Source organism: Gluconacetobacter brunescens, assembly GCF_048695475.1.
In the GTDB taxonomy this organism is placed as follows: Bacteria; Pseudomonadota; Alphaproteobacteria; order Acetobacterales; family Acetobacteraceae; genus Gluconacetobacter.
On sequence record NZ_JBLHEN010000001.1, the window covers coordinates 835276 to 851930 of the forward strand.

The 16655-nt window shown below is 66.2% G+C and carries 18 protein-coding genes; 6 read left to right on the top strand and 12 right to left on the bottom strand.

Going from position 1 to position 16655, the window contains the following annotated elements; all coding sequences use genetic code 11:
• Nucleotides 1-84: 84 nt before the first annotated feature.
• The 3 genes from groL to ACMAUO_RS03650 all read right to left on the bottom strand — a co-directional run bounded on the left by groL (nt 85) and on the right by ACMAUO_RS03650 (nt 2342).
• Complete coding sequence (gene groL, locus ACMAUO_RS03640) at nt 85-1725, bottom strand: chaperonin GroEL (RefSeq protein ID WP_420355620.1); 1641 nt, start codon at nt 1723-1725, stop codon at nt 85-87.
• 53 nt (nt 1726-1778) lie between these two features.
• Complete coding sequence (locus ACMAUO_RS03645; protein WP_114726807.1) at nt 1779-2069, bottom strand: co-chaperone GroES; 291 nt, start codon at nt 2067-2069, stop codon at nt 1779-1781.
• Between the two features lie 141 nt (nt 2070-2210).
• Nucleotides 2211-2342: a hypothetical protein gene (locus ACMAUO_RS03650; RefSeq protein WP_420355621.1), complete on the bottom strand. Its 132-nt coding sequence runs from the start codon at nt 2340-2342 to the stop codon at nt 2211-2213.
• Between ACMAUO_RS03650 and ACMAUO_RS03655 the strand changes: the two genes are divergently transcribed.
• Nucleotides 2341-2601 (top strand): usg protein, encoded by a 261-nt coding sequence (locus ACMAUO_RS03655; RefSeq protein WP_420355622.1) that lies wholly within the window; start codon nt 2341-2343, stop codon nt 2599-2601. The genes ACMAUO_RS03650 and ACMAUO_RS03655 overlap by 2 nt on opposite strands.
• Nucleotides 2602-2634: 33 nt before the next feature.
• On the opposite strand, the gene ACMAUO_RS03660 is transcribed toward ACMAUO_RS03655, so the two are convergent.
• On the bottom strand, nt 2635-2835 hold the full coding sequence (locus tag ACMAUO_RS03660; protein ID WP_420355624.1) for a DUF4169 family protein: 201 nt from the start codon (nt 2833-2835) through the stop codon (nt 2635-2637).
• A 46-nt stretch (nt 2836-2881) separates the two neighbouring features.
• On the opposite strand from ACMAUO_RS03660, the gene ACMAUO_RS03665 reads away from it, so the two are divergent.
• The gene (locus tag ACMAUO_RS03665) at nt 2882-3550 is read left to right on the top strand and encodes a dienelactone hydrolase family protein (RefSeq protein WP_420355625.1); all 669 of its coding nucleotides are present in this window, start codon (nt 2882-2884) and stop codon (nt 3548-3550) included.
• Between the two features lie 54 nt (nt 3551-3604).
• Here ACMAUO_RS03665 and ACMAUO_RS03670 read toward each other — a convergent pair whose 3' ends face one another.
• Genes ACMAUO_RS03670 through ACMAUO_RS03680 form a run of 3 tightly spaced genes read right to left on the bottom strand, consistent with a single transcriptional unit; the run spans nt 3605 to nt 6523 of the window.
• Nucleotides 3605-4522, bottom strand: coding sequence for an S-methyl-5'-thioadenosine phosphorylase (locus ACMAUO_RS03670; protein WP_420355626.1), 918 nt, complete (start codon nt 4520-4522; stop codon nt 3605-3607).
• Complete coding sequence (locus tag ACMAUO_RS03675) at nt 4512-5294, bottom strand: cytochrome c1 (RefSeq protein WP_420355627.1); 783 nt, start codon at nt 5292-5294, stop codon at nt 4512-4514. The genes ACMAUO_RS03670 and ACMAUO_RS03675 overlap by 11 nt, the downstream gene beginning before the upstream one ends.
• Nucleotides 5291-6523: a cytochrome b gene (locus tag ACMAUO_RS03680; RefSeq protein WP_420355628.1), complete on the bottom strand. Its 1233-nt coding sequence runs from the start codon at nt 6521-6523 to the stop codon at nt 5291-5293. Before ACMAUO_RS03680 ends, ACMAUO_RS03675 begins: the two co-directional genes overlap by 4 nt.
• 148 nt (nt 6524-6671) lie before the next feature.
• Here ACMAUO_RS03680 and hemF point away from each other — a divergent pair, with 148 nt between their 5' ends.
• Together hemF and ACMAUO_RS03690 are read left to right on the top strand one after the other, a co-directional pair.
• On the top strand, nt 6672-7574 hold the full coding sequence (gene hemF, locus ACMAUO_RS03685; RefSeq protein ID WP_420355629.1) for an oxygen-dependent coproporphyrinogen oxidase: 903 nt from the start codon (nt 6672-6674) through the stop codon (nt 7572-7574).
• A gap of 159 nt (nt 7575-7733) precedes the next feature.
• Nucleotides 7734-8825, top strand: coding sequence for a hypothetical protein (locus ACMAUO_RS03690; RefSeq protein ID WP_420355630.1), 1092 nt, complete (start codon nt 7734-7736; stop codon nt 8823-8825).
• A 128-nt stretch (nt 8826-8953) separates the two neighbouring features.
• On the opposite strand, the gene ACMAUO_RS03695 is transcribed toward ACMAUO_RS03690, so the two are convergent.
• The 5 genes from ACMAUO_RS03695 to ACMAUO_RS03715 form a co-directional block, all read right to left on the bottom strand.
• On the bottom strand, nt 8954-9541 hold the full coding sequence (locus ACMAUO_RS03695; protein WP_420355631.1) for a Smr/MutS family protein: 588 nt from the start codon (nt 9539-9541) through the stop codon (nt 8954-8956).
• 122 nt (nt 9542-9663) lie between these two features.
• The gene (locus ACMAUO_RS03700) at nt 9664-11088 is read right to left on the bottom strand and encodes a cytochrome-c peroxidase (RefSeq protein WP_420355632.1); all 1425 of its coding nucleotides are present in this window, start codon (nt 11086-11088) and stop codon (nt 9664-9666) included.
• Nucleotides 11089-11184: 96 nt separating this feature from the next.
• On the bottom strand, nt 11185-12039 hold the full coding sequence (locus tag ACMAUO_RS03705) for a DNA-methyltransferase (RefSeq protein ID WP_420355633.1): 855 nt from the start codon (nt 12037-12039) through the stop codon (nt 11185-11187).
• The gene (mltA, locus tag ACMAUO_RS03710; protein ID WP_420355634.1) at nt 12039-13199 is read right to left on the bottom strand and encodes a murein transglycosylase A; all 1161 of its coding nucleotides are present in this window, start codon (nt 13197-13199) and stop codon (nt 12039-12041) included. Before mltA ends, ACMAUO_RS03705 begins: the two co-directional genes overlap by 1 nt.
• A gap of 69 nt (nt 13200-13268) precedes the next feature.
• Complete coding sequence (locus ACMAUO_RS03715) at nt 13269-13949, bottom strand: Tim44/TimA family putative adaptor protein (RefSeq protein WP_420355635.1); 681 nt, start codon at nt 13947-13949, stop codon at nt 13269-13271.
• 220 nt (nt 13950-14169) lie between these two features.
• On the opposite strand from ACMAUO_RS03715, the gene secB reads away from it, so the two are divergent.
• Together secB and ACMAUO_RS03725 are read left to right on the top strand one after the other, a co-directional pair.
• Nucleotides 14170-14688 carry a protein-export chaperone SecB gene (gene secB / locus ACMAUO_RS03720; RefSeq protein WP_420355636.1) on the top strand — a complete coding sequence of 173 codons (519 nt, stop codon included), beginning with the start codon at nt 14170-14172 and terminating at the stop codon, nt 14686-14688.
• A 636-nt stretch (nt 14689-15324) separates the two neighbouring features.
• On the top strand, nt 15325-16644 hold the full coding sequence (locus tag ACMAUO_RS03725) for an MFS transporter (RefSeq protein WP_420355637.1): 1320 nt from the start codon (nt 15325-15327) through the stop codon (nt 16642-16644).
• Nucleotides 16645-16655 lie beyond the last annotated feature (11 nt).

Sequence of the window (16655 nt, forward strand, 5' to 3'; positions counted from 1 at the left end):
CCGCCCGCGAACGGACGGCTCCTTTCCTGCCGGATAAAGCGGCTTCCGGCCCGGGCACAGGGCCCGGACCGACAGGCTGATGGATCAGAAATCCATGTCGCCCATGCCACCCATGCCGCCGCCGGGGGCCGGCGGGGCCTTCTTTTCCGGCTTCTCGGCCACCATCGCTTCGGTGGTGATCAGCAGGCCGGCAACCGACGCCGCATCCTGCAGCGCGGTACGGACAACCTTGGTCGGGTCGATGATACCGGCCGCGACCAGATCCTTGTAATCGCCGATCTGGGCGTCGAAGCCATAGTTGTAGTCGCTGACTTCCAGCACCTTGCCGGCGATCACCGCACCGTCTTCACCCGCATTGTGGGCGATCTGGCGCAGCGGAGCCTGGAGGGCCTTGCGGATGATCTCCGCACCGACGCGCTGGTCGTCATTGTGGAAATGCAGGTGGCTCAGCGCGGTCGACGCACGCGCAAGCGCGGTGCCACCACCCGGAACGATGCCTTCCTCGACGGCGGCGCGGGTCGCATGCAGCGCATCGTCGACGCGATCCTTGCGCTCCTTCACCTCGACCTCGGTCGAGCCACCGACGCGGATGACGGCAACGCCACCGGCCAGCTTCGCCAGACGCTCCTGCAGCTTCTCACGGTCGTAGTCCGAGGAGGTCTCCTCGATCTGCGCGCGGATCTGCGAGCAACGGCCCTTGATGTCGTCGGACGAACCGGCGCCCTCGACGATCGTGGTGTTTTCCTTCTCGATCCGGACCTTCTTCGCGCGGCCCAGCATCGCCAGGGTCACGGTTTCCAGCTTGATGCCCAGATCTTCGCTGATCACCTGGCCACCGGTCAGGATCGCGATGTCTTCCAGCATCGCCTTGCGACGATCACCGAAGCCCGGCGCCTTGACGGCAGCGATCTTCAGGCCGCCACGCAGCTTGTTGACGACCAGGGTCGCCAGCGCCTCGCCATCGACGTCTTCCGCCAGGATCAGCAGCGGACGGCCCGACTGCACGACGCTCTCGAGCAGCGGCAGCATCGGCTGAAGCGACGAGAGCTTCTTCTCGTGGATCAGGATGTAGGGGTTGTCCAGATCGGCGATCATCTTCTCCGCATTCGTGATGAAATACGGGGAGATATAGCCGCGATCGAACTGCATGCCCTCGACGACGTCCAGCTCGGTGTGCAGGCCCTTGGCCTCTTCCACCGTGATGACGCCCTCGCTGCCGACCTTCTGCATGGCCTGCGAGATCATCTCGCCGATCTCGGTCTCGCCGTTGGCAGAGATCGTGCCGACCTGCGCCGTTTCGGCCGGGGTCGTGATCTTCTTGGTGTTCTTCTTCAGCTCTTCGACGACCGCCTTCACGGCCTTGTCGACGCCGCGCTTCAGGTCCATCGGGTTCATGCCGGCGGCCACGGCCTTGGCACCCTCGCGGATGATGGCCTGGGCCAGCACGGTCGCCGTCGTCGTGCCGTCACCGGCCACGTCGTTGGTCTTCGAGGCCACTTCGCGCACCATCTGGGCGCCCATGTTCTCGAACTTGTCGGCCAGCTCGATTTCCTTGGCGACCGACACACCGTCCTTCGTGATGCGGGGTGCGCCGAAGCTCTTGTCGAGCACGACGTTCCGGCCCTTCGGGCCCAGAGTCACCTTCACCGCGTCGGCCAGAATGTCCACGCCCCGCAGCATGCGCTGGCGTGCGTCACCGCCGAACTTTACGTCCTTGGCTGCCATTTTAGAATTCTCCTGTAGGAAACCCGTTAATCAGAAAGGAAAGAGGAAGGACCTCAGGCGATCACGCCCATGATGTCGCTTTCCTTCATGATCAGCAGCTCCTCGCCATTGATCTTGACCTCGGTGCCCGACCATTTGCCGAACAGCACCTTGTCGCCCGCCTTCACGTCGAGGGCGACGATCTGTCCCTGCTCGTTCCGAGCGCCGGGGCCGACCGAGATCACCTCGCCCTCCATCGGCTTTTCCTTGGCGGTGTCGGGGATGATGATGCCGCCAGCCGTCTTCTCTTCGCCGGTCAGGCGACGGACGACCACACGGTCATGCAGGGGCCGAAAATTCGTCATTATGGATCGCTCCACGTCTAAAAAAGGTAACGCCCTTGAATAAGCAACGCCACCGGGTTGGCACGCGCGCCAGAGCCGCGTCGCTTTAGCACTCCCCTAGCGAGAGTGCCAACAAACAGGTAGGTGCCCACCCCGCCCATGTCAACGCTTTGGCAGCACTTTCTTTCGACGACTGCCAAGTTTCTGGGAATAAAAGAATTTTTCTTGAAATTCCCATACCCGCTCCCGCAGGCTGGCGCTGTAGCCCAACTGTCGATCCAGCGAGGTGTCCATGTCCCTCCGGCTCCAGCTCAACGACTACCGCCTGACGACCGCCGAAATCCTCTATCGCCTTCCCGACCACCCGACCCTGCTCCAGACCTATATCTGGCAGGAGCTCGACCTGGCGCCGTCCTATCCGCAACTCCGCCGGTTCCTCGATTTCTGGACCCGCTCGCTGGAGGGGCAACTGCACTCGGTCAGGGTGGCGCAGCAGGGCCCGATCGCCCTGCCGGCCCTGCGCCACGCCACGACGTGCCTCACGCTCCATTGACCGCAAGGGCCCTGACAGGCTCGCAAGCGCACATCACGCCTGCCCGTCCTGCTCGGGCCCGGAGGCAAGCTGGGCACCGTCCAGCGCCCGCCGGGCCCGTTCGGCCTCCAGCCGCTCGCGGTCGCGTTCGGCCAGCGTCCTGCCGTGCAGCGCACGATTCGTCGCCGCAATGGCGGCCTGGTCCGCGCGGATCTTGCGCTTGCGCGCCTGTCGCAGGTTGACGATTTCAGCCATGGCGCCACTCTACCGGCCGATATCGGGACAGAAAAGGACCTGCCTCATGGGCCAGACCATCACCCTGACCGCCACAGACGGCCATACGCTCTCCGCCTACACCGCCGGCCCGGCCGACGCCCCCCGCGCGCTGGTGGTGGTGCAGGAGATTTTCGGCGTCAATCATCATATCCGCGCCGTCGCCGACTCCTTCGCCGCCGACGGTTACCGCGTCATCGCCCCCGCCCTGTTCGACCGCGCGGAACGCGGCGTGGAACTGGCCTACGACCAGGACGGCGTGCAGAAGGGCCTGAAACTGCGCGCCGCGATCCCGCCCGAAGACACGCTGCTCGACATCGCCGCCGCCGCGCGGGCCCTGGCGCTGGAGCCGGCCCATATCGGCATCATCGGCTATTGCTGGGGCGGCACCATCGCCTGGCAGGCCGCCTGCCGCACCAACGCCTTCGGCGCGGCGGTCGGCTGGTACGGCGGCGGCATCGCCGCCGAGCGCACCCTGGTGCCGCACTGCCCGGTGGAACTGCATTTCGGCGAGACCGACGGTTCGATCCCGCTCTCCGACATCGCCGCCATCCGCGCCGCCCACCCCGACCTGCCGATCTACACCTACCCGGACGCCGGCCACGGCTTCGGCTGCTCGGAACGCGCCAGCTTCAACGCGGCGGCGGCGGACCTCGCCCGCGCCCGCAGCCTGGCCTTCTTCAACCAGCTACTGTGAGACCACAATCACAGGGGCGCCGGAGCAAGTGTCCCGGCGCCCCCTCGACCAGGATCACCCGCGCGAGAGCACGCGCCCGGCAATGGTCTCCAGCCTGGCCAGCAGGGCCGGGTCGCGCTTGTCCGGCGCGGTGATCAGCGCATGCTCCAGCGCCCGGTCGCACCCGGCCGGGCACAGCCCGCGCGGACGGCCCAGGGTCGGGATCACCGACCTGACCAGCGCCCGGGCGCGGTCGGCGTTCGACAGCATGACCTTCACCACGGCATCGACCGTCACGCTGTCATGGTCCGGGTGCCAGCAATCGTAATCGGTCACCATGGCCACGGTCGCGTAACAGATCTCGGCCTCGCGGGCCAGCTTGGCCTCCGGCATGTTGGTCATGCCCACCACCGAGCAGCCCCAGGAACGGTAAAGATTGCTCTCCGCCTTGGTCGAGAATTGCGGCCCTTCCATCACCAGGTAGGTGCCGCCGCGCGTCACATCCAGCTTCAGGTCCCGCGCCGCCGCTTCCAGCACGTCGCCGATGCGCGGGCACAGCGGGTCGGCCACCGACACATGGGCCACGCAGCCGGTGTCGAAGAAGCTCTTCTCGCGCGCGAAAGACCGGTCGATGAATTGGTCGATGATGACGAAATGCCCCGGCGGCAGTTCCTCCTTCAGCGACCCCACGGCCGACAGCGACACGATGTCGGTCACGCCCGACATCTTCAGCGCCGCGATATTGGCGCGATAGTTCAGGCGCGACGGCGGGATCGGGTGCCCCCGCCCGTGGCGCGGCAGGAACACGCAGCGCACGCCATCCAGCCGGCCGAACAGCAACTGGTCGGACGGCAGGCCCCACGGGGTTTCGACCGTGCGCCACTCCTTGTCTTCCAGCCCGTCGATATCATACAGGCCCGACCCGCCGATCAGGCCGATCACGGGTTCGATGGCGTCCTGCGCAGACGAAAGGGGGGCGGTTTCAGTGGACATCGGACCAGACTCTCCGTTTCAGAAGGAACGCCAGAACGGCAAGAAAAAGCAGATACAGCACCACCTGCGCGCCCAGCCGATGGCGCGCCTCCAGATGAGGCTGCGCCACCCATGCCAGGAAGGTGGTGACATCCCGCGCCTCCTGCGCCGTGGTGGCGGGCGTGCCGTCGGTATAGACAACCTGCCCGTCGCGCAACGGCGGCGGCATCGCGATCTCGCGGTCGCTGGCATAAGGGTTGTAGACGGCGCCGGCATGGCTGGGGCGATACCCCGCCGGCGGCGGCCGATACCCGGTCAGCACCGCATAGATCCGGTCCGGCCCGCCGGGATAGACCAGCGCCAGCCGCGACTGGTCGGGCGGCGCCACGCCGTTATTCGCTGCCGCCGCGGCTTCGGGATTGACGAACGGATCGCGGAAATGATCGGCCGGCGTCGCCGCGCGCGTCACCGGGTCGCCCTGCGCGTCCACCCCGCCCGGCACCTGCTGCGTGGCCGCGATCCGGCCGACCTGCTCCATGGTCAGCCCCATTCGCGTCAGGTCGCCATAGGTCATGGCCTTCATGCCATGGCAGGCCGAACAGACCTGGGCATAGACGGCATAGCCACGCTGGACGGCCGACAGATCGAAGCGCCCCATGGGCCCCTCGAAGCTCCAGGCCTGATGCGGCGCCCGGTCATGCGGCCCCGCCTGCGCAATGGCCGGCGAGAGATCGGCCAGCGGCGCGGCAAAAGCCAGCACCGATACCAACCGCAGAATCACCCCGCCCCTCATGCCCCACGCCCCCCGGCGATGCTGTCCGGCAGAACGACCTCCCGCTCCCATCGCGCCGACAGCGGCAGCAGGACCAGAAAATGCGCGAAATAATAAACGACCGCGACCCGCCCCGCGATCATCCACCCCCCCTGCGCATGATGCCGTCCGACAAAGCCCAGCAGGACGAAGCAGACGACCAGCAGCCCCATGCAGACCCGATAAAGCGGCCGGAACCGCGCCGAGCGGATTGGCGAACGGTCAAGCCACGGCACCAGAAACAGCACCAGGATCGCCCCCACCGAGGCCAGCAGCCCGCCGAATTTCGACGGCACCGACTGCAGGATCCCGTAGAACGGCAGGAAATACCATTCAGGCTCGATATCGGCCGGCGTATGCAGCGGATTGGCCGGCCGGAAATTCTCGGCCTCGAACACCACATTGGGCAGAAAGAACACCACCACCGCGAACAGCAGCGCGAACAGGATCAGCCCCAGCGCGTCCTTGCTCGTATAATAAGGGTGAAAAGGCACCGTATCGCGCGGCCCTTTAGGTTCGACCCCCAGCGGATTGTTCGAGCCTGTCACATGCAGCGCCGCGACATGCACCCCCACCACGCCCAGCACCGCGAAGGCCAGCACCATGTGCAGGATAAAGAAGCGATGCAGCGACACATCCCCCGGCGCATCGCCCCCCTGGAGAAAATGCTCCAGCCACGGCCCCACGGCCGGGATCGCATCGACAGCCTTGCCCGCGACATCGGCGCCCCAATACGACATCTGCCCCCAGGGCAGCACATACCCGGCAAAGGCCGTGAACATCACCATCGCCAGCAGCACCAGCCCGGTCAGCCACAGCATCTCGCGCGGCGCCTTGTACGACCCGTAGTACAGGCCGCGAAACAGATGGATATACAGCGCCGCCAGGAACATGCTGGCGCCCGTGACATGGATCGACCGCAGCAGCCAACCGCTCGGCACCTGGCGCTCGATCGCCTCGATCGACGCGAACGCCCCGGCGGCGGTCGGCGTGTAATTGATCGCGAGGAAAATGCCCGTCGCCAGCATCACCAGCAGCACGACCGTCAGGATCGCGCCGAAATTCCACAGCCCGTTCAGGTTGCGCGGCGTCTGGTAGTCGACATATTCCCGGCGAAAGGCCGAGACGACCGGCAGCCGCGCGTCCAGCCAGGGCAGAACGCCCGTCTTCGCCTGTCGATCCTGCCTGTCGCGGGAACCTGCGTCCGTCATTCGGTCCTCAATCCTCCGCCCCAACGGCGCCCGCCTTCCATAACGGCCCCCCGCCCCTTCTTGCAATTGCCCCCATGATCGGACTCTATGGACCCCGTTTCAAAACCCCCGTTCCGCCGACCCGTCCGACGCAGAAGATGACCCGACCATGACAGAAACCCGCGCGCCCACCCCCCATGACGACCTCAGGCAGGAGGCCCGCGCCTGGTTCGAAACCCTGCGCGACCGCATCTGCAACGCCTTCGAGCAGATCGAGCAGGACGCCGGCGACGTGCAGACCCTCCCCGGCCGCGACGCACCAGGCGCCTTCGTCCGCACCCCGTGGGACCGCGTGAACGAAGACGGCACGCCAGGCGGCGGCGGAGTGATCAGCCTGATGCGCGGCCGGGTGTTCGAGAAGGTGGGCGTCAACGTCTCGACGGTCGAGGGCACGTTCAGCCCCGAATTCCGCGCCACCATCCCCGGCGCCGCCGAGGACCCGCGCTTCTTCGCCACCGGCATCAGCCTGGTGGCCCATATGTGCAATCCCCGCGTTCCCGCCGCCCATTTCAACACGCGGATGATCATCACCACCCAGGGCTGGTTCGGCGGCGGCGGCGACCTGACGCCGATGTTCCCCGACAGCGCCGAGGCGCGGGAAGATGCCGTACAGTTCCACGCCGGCTTCCGCGCCGCGTGCGACGCGCACGACCCAGCCTACTACCCGCGCTTCAAGGAATGGTGCGACCGCTATTTCTTCCTGCCCCACCGCAACGAGCCACGCGGCCTGGGCGGCATCTTCTACGACCGGCTGAACACCGGCGACGTGGCGGCCGATTTCGCCTTCACCCGCGATGTCGGCCTGGCCTTCCTCGAGACCTACCCCGCCATCGTCCGCCACCGCATGAACGAGCGCTGGACCGAGGAGGAACGCCGCGCGCAACTGGTCCGGCGCGGCCGCTACGTGGAATTCAACCTGATCCACGATCGCGGCACCCTGTTCGGCCTGAAGACCGGCGGGAACACCGAGGCGATTCTGATGAGTCTTCCCCCCGAGGTCCACTGGCCGTAAAGTCGCTCCTTCGCCGCCGAGGGCCGCCCCGGCACCTGCCATAGACTCGCCGCATTCCAGCGCAAGACAGGCGCTGGGATGTTCCCTGCCGTGGAGATGCCGCCTTTGCCCACTACCCGACCCGTTCCCTGTTCTGACCAACGGCCCGGTCGGGCCTAGATGCGCATGCGCCGCCGCCAGCTTCTTGCCATGGCGGGTTTCTCCGCACTCGCCGGTATTCCCGCCGCCCACGCGGGCGCCCTGACGCACATCGCCGCCATCGCCCCGGCCGGCGGCACCGTCGTCGATCCCGCCCTGCTGGTCGCCGGCAGCGCCGAAAGCGCCGCGGGCCACTGGAGCACCGTCCTCGCCCCGGCCCTGGCACAGGGGCTGGGCTCCCCCTCTCCGCTGACCACGCACCTCACCAGCGGGCTGGACGGCGTGACCGGCGCCAACCAGTTCGATACCCAGACGGTGCCGGACGGCGCCACGGCCCTGCTGGTTCCCGGCGCGGCGCTGGTGGCCTCGCTGACCGGCGATCCGCGCGCCCATTACGATTTCGGCCGCTGGGTCCCGCTGATGTTCAGCCTGGTCTCGCCCATCGTGGTCGGCCGGGCCGACCTGCACCGCACCCTGCGCGACCTGGTGCGCGACCGTCCGATCCGGGTGGCGGTCTCCAGCGATCACGGCATCGAACTGGCCACCGTCATGGCCATGGCCATCTTCGGCTTCCGCCCGATCCCGGTCACGGGCATCGCCACGCCGCAGGAAGCCCTGGCCGCGTTACGTGATGGCAAGGTCGACGTGGCGCAGATCTCCGACCCCATGCCCCCCCAGGCGCTCGACACCCTGCTGGCCCCGCTGGAACAGGCCGGCGCCACGCCGCTCTTCACCCTGACCGACACCGTCCGCGCAACCGTGCATGGCCAGCCGGTACAGAGTTTCGCGGAACGCTTCACCCAGGAACGCGGCCGCGCCCCCGCCGGCCTCCTGTACGAAGCCTGGAAGATCGTCGCCGCCGCCGCATCGCTCGATATCGGGCTGATGCTGCCGATGCTCACCCCGCCGGCACAGGTCGCCGGCTGGCGCCACGCGGTCGGCCTCGCCAGCAGCCAGGGCGCGCTCGACACGCTGAAGAACGATGCCGGCCGCACCCTGGTCAGCGGCCCCGATTGCGGCCGCTACCTGCACGACATGACCGGCGAAATCACCGCTGTGCTGATGCTGCGCCGCTGGCTGGCCGTTCACACCGCGGAATGGCGACTAGGCTAAGAGGCTGCTTGCAAAACCGCCCTGCCGGCGATCAGATGCTCAAAAATACACGCCGGGCGTGCCGCTGCGCGGTACTCTCACTCGGCAGGCCGGCTTTGCAAACAGCCTCTCCCCGCGCGGCGCCAACGTCAAACGCGCGCCCGGCGCAGCAGGATACGCACCGACCCCTGATTGGCCGCATGCGGATGCACCACCGCCAGGATCAGCGGCCGCAGGTCCGGCCGCCCCAGCCAGAAGGGCAGTTCGCGGCGCAGAACCCCGCCGTCACGGCCCGAGCCCAGGCCGGTAATGACTTCCACACAGCGCAGATTGTCGGAACGGGCCTGGATCAGAAAACCATGCAGCCGCTGGAAGGCCGCATGCGCGTTCTGGCCATGCAGGTCGAGCGTCCGTGACGGGCGCAGCTTGCCGCTGACCAGCGTCCGCCAGCTTGTATCGTCCAGACCCGGCCCGCGATGGCCAATGGCGACCTCGGCCCGCGACCGCACCAGCGTAAAGCCCGGCCGGGCCACGCGCGGCATGTCGGATTGCGGCACAGGGGTCACGGACGGGGCAACACGCTCCCGTCGATCGGCCGGAACGGCGGCAGGCGGAACCGAAGGCGCAGCATCCACGGGCGCCGGCCGCGCGGCCCTGCGGGCCAGCGGCTGGATATCGCGCGCAAAGGCCGACCACAGCGCCTGTTCGTCTTTCCCGAGGACCCGTCGACGGCGCACCCCTGTTCTCCCCGCCCGCCGGCGGGCGACCCCATGCCGCCCCTCGCCCCGATCCGCCTGATCTTAAAGCAGTTCGCGCCCGGACCGAAGCCCGGACGCGCGCTGCCCATCAAGATGGCGCGTCAGGGTGCCTGGGCACCGGCCAGGGGCTGTCCCTGATAGGTGCCGGTCAGGGTGCGCAGGAAGGCCACGATATCAGCGACATCATGATCCGACAGCGTATGGTCGGGCGTCTGGTAGCGCGCCATCAGCCGCACCGCCTCTTCCAGCGTCTTGACGCTGCCATCGTGGAAATAGGGCGCGGTCAGCGCGATATTGCGCAGGTTCGGCACCTTGAAGCGCTCCATGTCGTCAGGCGACTGGGTAACGGTGAAGCGCCCCTTGTCGGCATCGGTCACGGCCCCGCCGCGCGCGGCGAAATAATCGCCCTCCAGCCCCATCACCTCGAAGGCCTGCCCGCCCAGCGACACGCCGGTATGGCAGCCCGAGCAGCCGATATTCTTGAACAGCGCATACCCGTTCTTTTCCTGCGCATTGAGCGCCTGCTCGTCGCCCTTCAGATAGCGGTCGAAGCGGCTGTCGGGCGTGATCAGCGTCTTTTCATATTCCGCGATGGCATCGGTGATCCGGTCCTTGTCGATATCGTCGGACCCGAACGCATCATGGAAGGCCGAGACATAGGTCGGATCTTCCTTCACCTTGTCCGACACGATCGCCCAGTCATGCGAGCCCATTTCCAGCGGGTTCATCACCGGCCCGGCCGCCTGCTCGGCCAGCGTCGCGGCACGCCCGTTCCAGAACTGGCTCTTGTTGAACACCGCGTCATAGACGGTCGGCACGTTGATCGGCCCATGCTGGCCACCGATCCCCAGCGCCGTGACGCGCCCATCCGCGCCCCCCTTATCCAGCCCATGGCAACTGGCGCAATTCAGCGTGCCGTCACCCGACAATTGCTTGTCGAAGAACAGCCGCTGGCCCAGGGCCACCTTGGCCGCATCGACAGGCACGCTCTCGGGCACGGGCTGGACCGGCTCGGCGGCGAAACGCGCGGCAACGCCCGGCGTCGCATAATGCGCGCGCCGCTCGGCGGCGACCCAGTTCAGCAGCGCGTCCCGCTGCGCCTGCGACAGATGGGCATGCCAATGCATCAGCAGATACAATGTCGGCGGCATCCGGTTCTGGCGCACCACTTCCTCGATCCGCGCCAGTTGTTCCTCGGACGGAACGGCCCCGGTCTGGAACGCCTCGATCACCGGCTCGAGCCGGAAATGGCGCAATCCCTGGTCCACATCGCGCTGCATCAACTGGTTGGCGACCGGCACATGGAAGTAGAAGGGCAGTTCGACATTGCGCGTGTGGCAATAATCGCATCGTGCCTCGCGAATCGCCGCGAAGGCGGCCGAGGTCACCGGGTCCGCCAGGGTCGGCGAATGGGTATCCAGCGTCGGTGCCGTTGCATGGTCGAAATGGGTCAGATACCCCACAACGCCGCCATAGGCGACAATCCCCAGAGCCGCCACCGAAACTATTGCCTTGCGCACCGACACGTCCACCCCTCCTCTATCGTCTCAAGGAGAGGTTTGCCGGATATAGAAAACATCTGTCAAAGTCATATTTTTAATAAAAACGATTGAGTGGGTCGATCAGGCCGATGGTTCGTCCTGTTCCATGGCCAGTTTCAGCCGCTCCCGCGCCACTTTTACATAGGCCGCGTCCAATTCGATCCCGATGCCACGCGCCCTTTCCATCTGAGCGGCCACCAGCGTGGTCCCTGTACCCATAAACGGATCCAGCACCACCGCATCCGGCCGGCCATGCAGACGAATGCACATGCGCGGCAACTGCACGGGGAAGGTCCCCGGATGATTGAATTTCTGCGCCTTGTCGCGCACCGTTTCATAGGGGATGAACCAGGTATCCCCCCGGCAGCGCCTGTCCTGCTCATGCCCGCGCCGCGCGATGTTCGATTTGTCCTTGTACGGCACTCCGATATCCAGCCGGCTGAGTTCCACCGTGCCGGAGCGCGTCAGATGGAACAGATGCTCATGATTGCGGTGCAGATAACGCGCGCTGTTGACCGGCTTGAAATGACCATACGTGTCGTCATGGACCGAGATCGACTTGATCCAGCTTATATGGTTCTGCAAATGAAAGATCTCGCGCAGCCGCACGGCCAGTTCGAACGGCAGCCACGGCTGCGCCGACGATCCCGCGATATTCAGGAAAAACGACCCGTCCGGCCGCATCACCCGATGCAGTTCGGCCGCCACTGCCATCATCCAGTCCAGATACTGGTCTTCCGACATGCGGTCGCGATAGGTCCGATAGCCCAGGCCGATATTGTAGGGCGGCGAGGTCACGACGACATCGACCGAATCCGCCTCCATCCGGCGCAGTTCGCGCAGGCAGTCGTTCCGCACCAGAAGATGCGGCCCGATCGCCTGGCGCACGGCACGGGGGGCACGGGCGCCGGTTCCCGGCCCGCTTCGCGGCGCCATCAGGGTCGGGTGACGACGGGGCGGGGCGTCAGGGCGACCATCCGGCCATGCTGGCGCATCGCACCGGCGGTCTGCTCGGCCTCGTCACCCCAGCCCAGGAACAGGTCGGCGCGCCCGGCACCCTTGATGTCGGTCCCGATATCCTGCGCATAGACCAGCCGATGCCAGGTCTGGTTCGCCGGCGCCGGCAAGGCCGTCTCGACCCAGACGGGCGTACCCAGCGGAATCACACTGCGATCCACGGCCGCCGAGCGCCCCGGCTCCAGCGGCACGCCCATCGCACCGGGCGCCCCCTGGCTGACCGGCACGTCGTCCAGCGCGTTGAAGAACACGTAATTCGGATTCTCCTCCATCACGGCCCGGGCCTGGGCGGGGTGGGCCGTCAGCCAGGCGCGGATCGACTGCATGCTCACCGCATCCTCGCTCATCTCGCCCTTCTGCACCAGCACGCGCCCCAGCGGCACATAAGGCTGCCCGTTCTTGCCGCCGAAACCCAGCCGCACGATCTGCCCGCTGGGCAGGCGCACACGCCCCGAACCCTGGATCTGGAGGAAGAACAGGTCCGCCGGATCGGCCACCCAGAGCAATTCCAGGTTCCGTCCGGCCAGCGCCCCCGCGTCGATCTGCGCCCGCGACCAGTAGGGCACGAACTGCCCGCCCTGCCAGTGGCCGGACACCCAGCGCCCATCGGTCGCCCGTGCCCGCGTCAGATCCTCCGGCACCCGATAGACCGGTGTCTGGTAGATGCCGCCGCGCGACAGCGCCCCGCGAATCTCGGGCTCGTAATAGCCGGTAAAGAGCGCCGAGGACGACATCAGCACCGGCGCGAACCAGGTTTCATAAAAGCGCTGCGCCGCAGCACCATCCCCCGTGGGCACCGCCGTCGCCGCCTGACAAGCCGGCAGCCAGTCGCCGACATGCGCCCCCGGCCCGCTTTCGCTCCCGAGCGTCGCCTCGGCCGGCAAGCGGCCGAGATGGCGGCACTCCTCCAGGAAGGCCGGCAGCGCGCGCCCCGCCTCATCCGGCCCCCAGCCGGACAGGTCGGCGAATGGAACGGGCTGGTGCACGCCCTCCTGCCCCGTTTCGGCGCAGGCGGACAGCAGAAGGATTGCGGCGGCACAAACGCCCCGCATGACGGTGGGCAGACGGAAATAGCTCAAGGAAACAGCCAGACTTGCTCTTGCATGCGAAAGATGGGCGGCCAACGGCCGCCGGACGGGAGCGCTCGATCAGGCGCTGCGGCTGGCCGCCAGACGCCACGCCGCGCCACCGATCGAGGCTCCCAGCAGACGCTCGAACGTCCACAGATCCGAAAACTCGGTCACGGCATCGGTGCCCGCCACGGGGTGCCCGTCCTTGTCCAGCGTCAGGCTGATCTGGTCCGAGACGATGCGGACGTCGATCCGCGCCTGCGGTGCCCCGGCCAACTGGTCGATCGCGGCATCGACGATCGCCAGACTGGTGATGGCGCGCACCTCGCTCCTCTGGGTCTCCCCGGCCTGCTCGCGCGACTGGATCGCGGCATCGAACGCGCTGAACGCCTCGGCGGTCAGGCGTTCGCGCAGCATGGTCCGGTCGCCGGCGGCGAAGGCCTGGACCACCTGACGGAACGAGACCTCGACCCCGCGCAGAAACTGCGCCGGCACGAAATCGCGCTCCTGGCCGGCGATCGCCGCCAGCACCTGCCCCACCCGGGTCTCGGGCGCCGGCACGTCATAGTCGGTCAGCGGGGCCGGCGGCTCGGCGCGGCCCTCGATCACCGGGCCGGGCCGGGGCACCGGGGCGGCGGGCGATGCGGGCTCGACCCCCACCCGCGTGCCCAGGATGCTGCGCAGCCGCAGCGCGAGAAACGCCGCGATCAGCCCGAACAGCACCAGGTCGAACGGAAAATGACTAAACGAAAAATCCATCACCACGCCTAACCGAAAGGCGCGCCGGGCCTGCCGGCAGCGCGTTCCCCTATGTTGCCCTAACACATAGGCAACGCATCCTGCCGACACAATGCGGCAGGACGATCCGGGGCGGGAGGAATTTCCATCCCGCCGATCCCCGAGGTTGGCGAACGTCGCGGGGCATGCTACCGGCGATACCCGGTATCCGCCTTCATTGCCCGCAAGGAAATCCTCGTTCATGTCAGATTCGACCCAGCTCCCCGCCGACGGAAGCCAGAATGCCCCGCCGGCGCTGCCGTTGGCCATTAATGTTCAGTATATCAAGGATCTGTCCTTCGAAGTTCCCTCGGGCGCCGAGATTTTCGCCACGCTGCGCGCAAACCCGCAGATCTCGGTGAACATCGACGTGCAGGCCAACCGCCTGCCGCCCGAGCAGCCGGTCTTCGAGGTCGTGCTGTCGATCAAGACCGAAGCCGTGGAAGCCCCGGAAAAGGAAGGCGCCGCCCCCGGCCGCACGGTGTTCGTCGCCGAACTGGCCTATGCCGCGGTGGTGACCCTGGGCAACGCGCCCGACGACCTGGTCGAGCCGATCCTGCTGGTGGAAGTGCCGCGCCTGATCTTCCCGTACGTGCGCAACATCATCAGCGACGTCACGCGCGACGGCGGTTTCCCGCCGGTCGTGCTGCAGCCGATCGATTTCGTCTCCCTGTGGCAGGCCAAGCGCGCCAACTTCCCGCAGACGGCCGGCAACGCCTGATCCGCTCCAAGCGACTGTTATCCAACGGAAAGGCCCGCCTCGTGCGGGCCTTTTCTTTTTAGGCCCCAGGCCCGCTCGCCCGGCGCAATCCAAGAAAATATATTTTTTTATCTAAACAGATATCAAATAATATAATAAAATAAATTCCAGTATTTGTATAAAAAATCACAATTTTTATAAAATAATTCCTCATACAGCATATTTATTTGCCGAATAATATGCCACACCATCAATATATATTTGACAAAATTTCTCCATATTTTATGATTTTTTCCTTCAAATGCGCGTATATTTCTTATACTATGCGCACACGAGATTCATAGCAGGAGAGACAGAAGTAACATTTGCGCATCCCCTGCGCGAATGGGGAATGAATACCGGTTTTACTCTATTCTGAACTATTCAGAATATTTTTATAATAAAAACCGTCCCACGCGATATATTATCGCACACCGAGATTTCGCCAGGAAACTGGTGATTTCCGCGTCCTGGACGCGCATCCCTACATGATGATTTCGGAATCGATCCTTGCGCGCGCCGCATCGCGATTCCGAACGCAGCTTGCATCGATGCTTCGTAATGAGGCGAAGCCCCTCACCGTTATGTTGGCTGCCTGTTAAAGAGGAGACACTCCCCTTGACGCAGACAGATACTCTGCTGCCCAGCCCTTCCCTCGTCGAGCGGATGGGCATCCCGCGCCCCCTGCTCTGGGGCTTTGTCGGGCTGCTTCTGTTCATGGTCGGCGATGGGGTCGAGGCCGGCTACCTGGCCCCCTATCTCGAAAATCACGGCGTCACGTCGCGTGACGTAGCCTTCCTGTTCACCATCTACGGCGTCGCCGTGTCCATTTCGTCCTGGCTGTCGGGTCCGCTGTCGGATCTGTGGGGGCCGAAGCGCGTCATGTGGATCGGCCTGGCAATCTGGGCCGCCTTCGAAGTCGTCTTCCTGATGGCCGGCATCATGACCGGCAACTACACGGTCATGCTCGCCGCCTACACGCTGCGCGGCCTGGGCTATCCGCTGTTCGCCTACGGGTTCCTGGTCTGGATCGCCGCCGCCACCCCGCCGCGCCAACTCGGCTCGGCCGCCGGCTGGTTCTGGTTCGCCTTTTCCGGCGGCCTGCCCACCCTCGGCTCGCTCTTCGCCAGCGTCACGATCCCGCTGGTCGGCGAGATCACGACCTTCTGGCTGTCGCTGGTGCTGGTGGTCGCGGGCGGCTGCGTCGCCCTGCTGATGACGCGCGAACCGCGTGGCGCCAGCCGCCTGGCCCCCGCCAACGTCTCGGTGGGCGGGATCTTCTTCGGTTCGATCTCCATCCTGTGGCGCGAACCCAGGACGTTCATGGCGCTGATCGTCCGCACCATCAACACCTCGTCCGAATATGCGTTCCTGGTGATCATGCCCGCCTTCTTCACCAAGGTGGTCGGCTTCACCCTGTCGCAGTGGCTGGTGCTGCTCTCGATCGTGTTCATGAGCAACATCCTGTTCAACCTGATGTCGGGCATGCTGGCCGACAGGCTGGGCCATCGCACGGTGGTGTCGGTCGCCGGCTGCCTCGGCGCCGCGATCTCGGTCCCGGCCTTCTACTATGTGCCGCTGGCCTTTCACGGCAATTTCCTCATCGCGGCGCTGGTCGGCATCTTCTACGGCGCGACCATCGCGGCATTCGTCCCTCTCTCGGGCCTGGTCCCGCAGATCTGCCCGAAAGAGAAGGCCGCCGCCCTGTCGGCCCTGGGCCTTGGCGCCGGGGCCAGCACCTGGGTCGGCCCGGCCATCGTCACCTGGTTCCAGGCGTGGCACGGCATCGAGGGGATCATCTGGATCTTCTCCGGCCTCTATGTCTTCGCCGGCCTGCTGACGCTGTCCCTCTCGATCCCGGAACACGCGCGCGCCTACATGCGCCAGGCCCGCGCCCGGGGCGAGGACCTGAACGCAGGCGCCGCAGCCTTCCACTGATGCAGCCCCCG

What these genes read in the sequence shown, in the direction of transcription:
- groL (WP_420355620.1), bottom strand. Translation starts at nt 1,725, where the DNA reads ATGGCAGCCAAGGACGTAAAGTTCGGCGGTGACGCACGCCAGCGCATG.
- ACMAUO_RS03645 (WP_114726807.1), bottom strand. Translation starts at nt 2,069, where the DNA reads ATGACGAATTTTCGGCCCCTGCATGACCGTGTGGTCGTCCGTCGCCTG.
- ACMAUO_RS03655 (WP_420355622.1), top strand. Translation starts at nt 2,341, where the DNA reads ATGTCCCTCCGGCTCCAGCTCAACGACTACCGCCTGACGACCGCCGAA.
- ACMAUO_RS03650 (WP_420355621.1), bottom strand. Translation starts at nt 2,342, where the DNA reads ATGGACACCTCGCTGGATCGACAGTTGGGCTACAGCGCCAGCCTGCGG.
- ACMAUO_RS03660 (WP_420355624.1), bottom strand. Translation starts at nt 2,835, where the DNA reads ATGGCTGAAATCGTCAACCTGCGACAGGCGCGCAAGCGCAAGATCCGC.
- ACMAUO_RS03665 (WP_420355625.1), top strand. Translation starts at nt 2,882, where the DNA reads ATGGGCCAGACCATCACCCTGACCGCCACAGACGGCCATACGCTCTCC.
- ACMAUO_RS03670 (WP_420355626.1), bottom strand. Translation starts at nt 4,522, where the DNA reads ATGTCCACTGAAACCGCCCCCCTTTCGTCTGCGCAGGACGCCATCGAA.
- ACMAUO_RS03675 (WP_420355627.1), bottom strand. Translation starts at nt 5,294, where the DNA reads ATGAGGGGCGGGGTGATTCTGCGGTTGGTATCGGTGCTGGCTTTTGCC.
- ACMAUO_RS03680 (WP_420355628.1), bottom strand. Translation starts at nt 6,523, where the DNA reads ATGACGGACGCAGGTTCCCGCGACAGGCAGGATCGACAGGCGAAGACG.
- hemF (WP_420355629.1), top strand. Translation starts at nt 6,672, where the DNA reads ATGACAGAAACCCGCGCGCCCACCCCCCATGACGACCTCAGGCAGGAG.
- ACMAUO_RS03690 (WP_420355630.1), top strand. Translation starts at nt 7,734, where the DNA reads ATGCGCATGCGCCGCCGCCAGCTTCTTGCCATGGCGGGTTTCTCCGCA.
- ACMAUO_RS03705 (WP_420355633.1), bottom strand. Translation starts at nt 12,039, where the DNA reads ATGGCGCCGCGAAGCGGGCCGGGAACCGGCGCCCGTGCCCCCCGTGCC.
- ACMAUO_RS03715 (WP_420355635.1), bottom strand. Translation starts at nt 13,949, where the DNA reads ATGGATTTTTCGTTTAGTCATTTTCCGTTCGACCTGGTGCTGTTCGGG.
- secB (WP_420355636.1), top strand. Translation starts at nt 14,170, where the DNA reads ATGTCAGATTCGACCCAGCTCCCCGCCGACGGAAGCCAGAATGCCCCG.